A 2,948-nucleotide genomic window follows, 5' to 3' on the forward strand; every position below is an offset into this window, starting at 1 on the left:
CCCCGGCGGGCGGAGGCGTCGGCGAGGACGGTCCGGACGCCTGCCGCAACGCCGCGCGGGCCGCGTCGTACCGCTGCTTCCATTCGGCGAGGGTGCCCACGCCGGCGTCCGGGTCGATCCCGTCCTGCACCGCGATCGTGCGCAGCACGACCAGGTAGGACACCGTCCACCGCCACTTGGGCAACGAGCCGCGCTTGCCGAGCAGGATGTCGTTGGTCGTCGACTCGGCCACCAGGGAGACCAGCGGCTCGGCGTCGGCCGCCCGCCGGTCGCGCTCCCGCTCCAGGCGGAGGGACACCTCCTCCATCCGCGCGTAGGACGGGTCCTCGACCGCCGCCCTGGCCTCGACGAGCGCGTCGACGAACCCCTGGACGACCGCGCTCGGGTGCTCGTTTTCGGCCATTCAGGCCCCGATTCGTTCTCGAAATGATGGGGAATGTCGGGAGTTGCGCGGACATGATCCCATCGGAGCCGGGCGGGGTATGTGCATTACGCCACATCCCGTTGCATCCGGCTTCACCGATCTCCCCGGATCTGGTGAACACACCGGTCAAGTCCATGATCAATATGTCTTCGCCGGACGGGGCGTCCGTCGCGGCCCGGGCGCCGCGCCAATTCCTACCGTCCAGTCACATCCGGATTGATCCGGTTCTCGAAAAACGCCCGCGTGTGTCCCGTGTGAACGCCACTCTCGAACAGTCCGTTCGCCGCGTGTGACCGGAAGGGCACCAGCAGTGCCGCCCGCCGGGCCGTCACGCCCGGCGGCGTTTCCCTGACGACGCTTCACCGACAACGATGGAGACCAGCCATGGCCGACGGCCTGGACGACGACATCCGCGACGACGCGACCGGGCGGCTCGACCCGTTCGACCCGCCCGGCACCGAGGCCCGGCGGCCCGTCCGCCTGCCCTACTCCGCCGCCGCCCTGGAACGCCCCCCGCTGATCCCCAGCACCCTGCACACCACCCTGGTCGCGACGGACATCGAGGGCTTCGGGGCGGCCTTCCGCGACGACGACGCCCAGCTCCACCTGCGGGAGAAGATGTACGCGCTGCTGGCGGACGCCTTCACGATGAGCGGCCTGCCCTGGTGGAAGTGCCTGCACGAGGACCGCGGCGACGGCGCGCTGGTCATCGCGCCGCCCGACGCGCCCACGGCGGCGTTCCTGGACCCGCTGGCGCACCACCTCACCGCGCTGCTGCGCCGCGCCAACGGCCGCGCCAACCGCGTCGGGCACCTCCGGATGCGGGTGGCGGTCCACGCCGGGCGGATCCAGAGCGACGCCCACGGGCTCGTCGGGCGTCCCCTCGTCCACCTGTTCCGGCTGCTGGAGGCGCCCGCGTTCCGGGAGGCGTTCACCGGTTCCGGCGCCGACCTCGGGCTCGTGGTCTCCGAGGAGTTCTACCGCGACACCACCACGGCCAACGGGCTCATCAACCGCGCCGCCTACCGGCCGCTGCGCGTCATCTGCAAGGAGACCCGGGTGAAGGCCCGCGTCTGGTTCCCCGTCGACCCGCGGTGACCCGCGCGGCCCGGACCGGCCGCGCGGCGGGTCAGTCCAGGGCCGCGAGCTGGTCGGCGAACCAGCGCTGGGGCGGCAGCGCCATTGCCGACTCGGCCAGCCTCGCGCAGCGTTCGGCGCGTTCGTCGCGGGGGAGCAGCAGCGCCCGGTGCAGCGCCTCCGCCGTCTGCGACACGTCGTAGGGGTTCACCATCTGGGCGTTCTCCGCCAGCTCCGAGGCCGCGCCCGCCTCCGTCGACAGGACCAGCGCGCAGCCCTGCTCCGACACGACCGGGCCCTCCTTGGCGACCAGGTTCATGCCGTCGCGGATCGGGTTCACCAGCAGCACGTCCGCCAGCCGGAACGCCGCCAGCGAACGCGGATAGTCGTCGTTGACCTGGAGGATCAGCGGGTCCCAGGCGGGCGTGCCGAACTCCTGCGTGATCTGGTCGGCCATCCGCCGCACCGCGTCGGTGTACTCCCGGTACTCCCGCAGGTCCGTGCGCGACGGGTAGGCGAACGCCAGGTGCACCACCCGGCCCCGCCACTCGGGATGGTTGGCCAGCATCTCCCGGTAGGCGGCCAGGCCCCGGACGATGTTCTTGGACAGCTCGGTCCGGTCCACCCGGACGATCAGCCGGCGGTCGCCGACCTGCTCGCGCAGCGCCGCGGCGCGTTCGTCCACGTCCTGCCCGGCCGCCCGCCGCCGCAGCGCGGGCCCGTCCACGCCCAGCCCGTGCACGCCGACCCGCGTGACGTGGCCGGCGCGCGTGACGGTGCGGGCGTGCCGGTCGACCTTCGCGCCGGGCAGCAGCCGCTCGCAGCAGTCCAGGAACGCCTCGGCCCAGCGTTCGGCCAGGAACCCGGCGTGGTCGGCGCCCAGGATGCCCTCCAGCAGCCGCACGCCGAGGTCGTCGGGCAGCAGCCGGTAGTACTCCGGCGGCGCCCACGGGGTGTGCGAGAAGTGGACGATCTTCAGGTCGGGGCGGCGCTCGCGCAGCATCGCCGGGGCCAGCGACAGGTGGTAGTCCTGGATCGCCGCCTTCGCGCCGGGCGCGGCGTCGCGGGCGAGCGCGTCGGCGAACGCCGCGTTGTAGGCCTCGTAGGACTGCCACTCGCGGCGGAACCGCGCGTCGAAGTGCGGCGCGCTGGGGGTGTCGTAGAGCAGGTGGTGGACGAACCACAGCGTCGAGTTGGCGATGCCGTTGTAGGCGCGGTGGAACGTGTCGGCGGGGATGTCCAGCATCCGCACCGCCGCGCCGCCCAGGTCGTACCCGGCCAGGTCCAGGCGCCCGTCGGGGGCCTGCCGCGCCGCCCGCCGGTCGCCGTCGCCGAGCGCCGCGCACACCCACAGCACCTCGGGGGACGCGGCGGCGGGCGCGGTGGGGGAGTCGGTGGGGGAGGCGGCGGGAGGCGCGACGGGACGGCCGGCGCCGGGGTCGCCCGG

General features: G+C 73.6%; 3 protein-coding genes. 1 reads left to right on the forward strand and 2 read right to left on the reverse strand.

Annotated elements, in window-relative coordinates; translation table 11 throughout:
* Positions 1–403 (reverse strand): hypothetical protein (locus AKI01S_RS48455; protein WP_157420762.1); only part of this gene is annotated, 403 nt, incomplete at its 3' end.
* 405 nt (positions 404–808) lie between these two features.
* Between AKI01S_RS48455 and AKI01S_RS48460 the strand changes: the two genes are divergently transcribed.
* The gene (locus AKI01S_RS48460) at positions 809–1,522 is read left to right on the forward strand and encodes a nucleotidyl cyclase domain-containing protein (protein ID WP_067833882.1); all 714 of its coding nucleotides are present in this window, start codon (positions 809–811) and stop codon (positions 1,520–1,522) included.
* A 31-nt stretch (positions 1,523–1,553) separates the two neighbouring features.
* Here AKI01S_RS48460 and AKI01S_RS48465 read toward each other — a convergent pair.
* A partial coding sequence (locus AKI01S_RS48465; RefSeq protein ID WP_157420764.1) for an alpha,alpha-trehalose-phosphate synthase (UDP-forming) occupies positions 1,554–2,948 on the reverse strand: 1,395 nt, incomplete at its 5' end.

Origin of the sequence: Actinomadura kijaniata NBRC 14229 (genome assembly GCF_001552175.1) — a bacterium.
In the GTDB taxonomy this organism is placed as follows: domain Bacteria; phylum Actinomycetota; class Actinomycetes; order Streptosporangiales; family Streptosporangiaceae; genus Spirillospora; species Spirillospora kijaniata.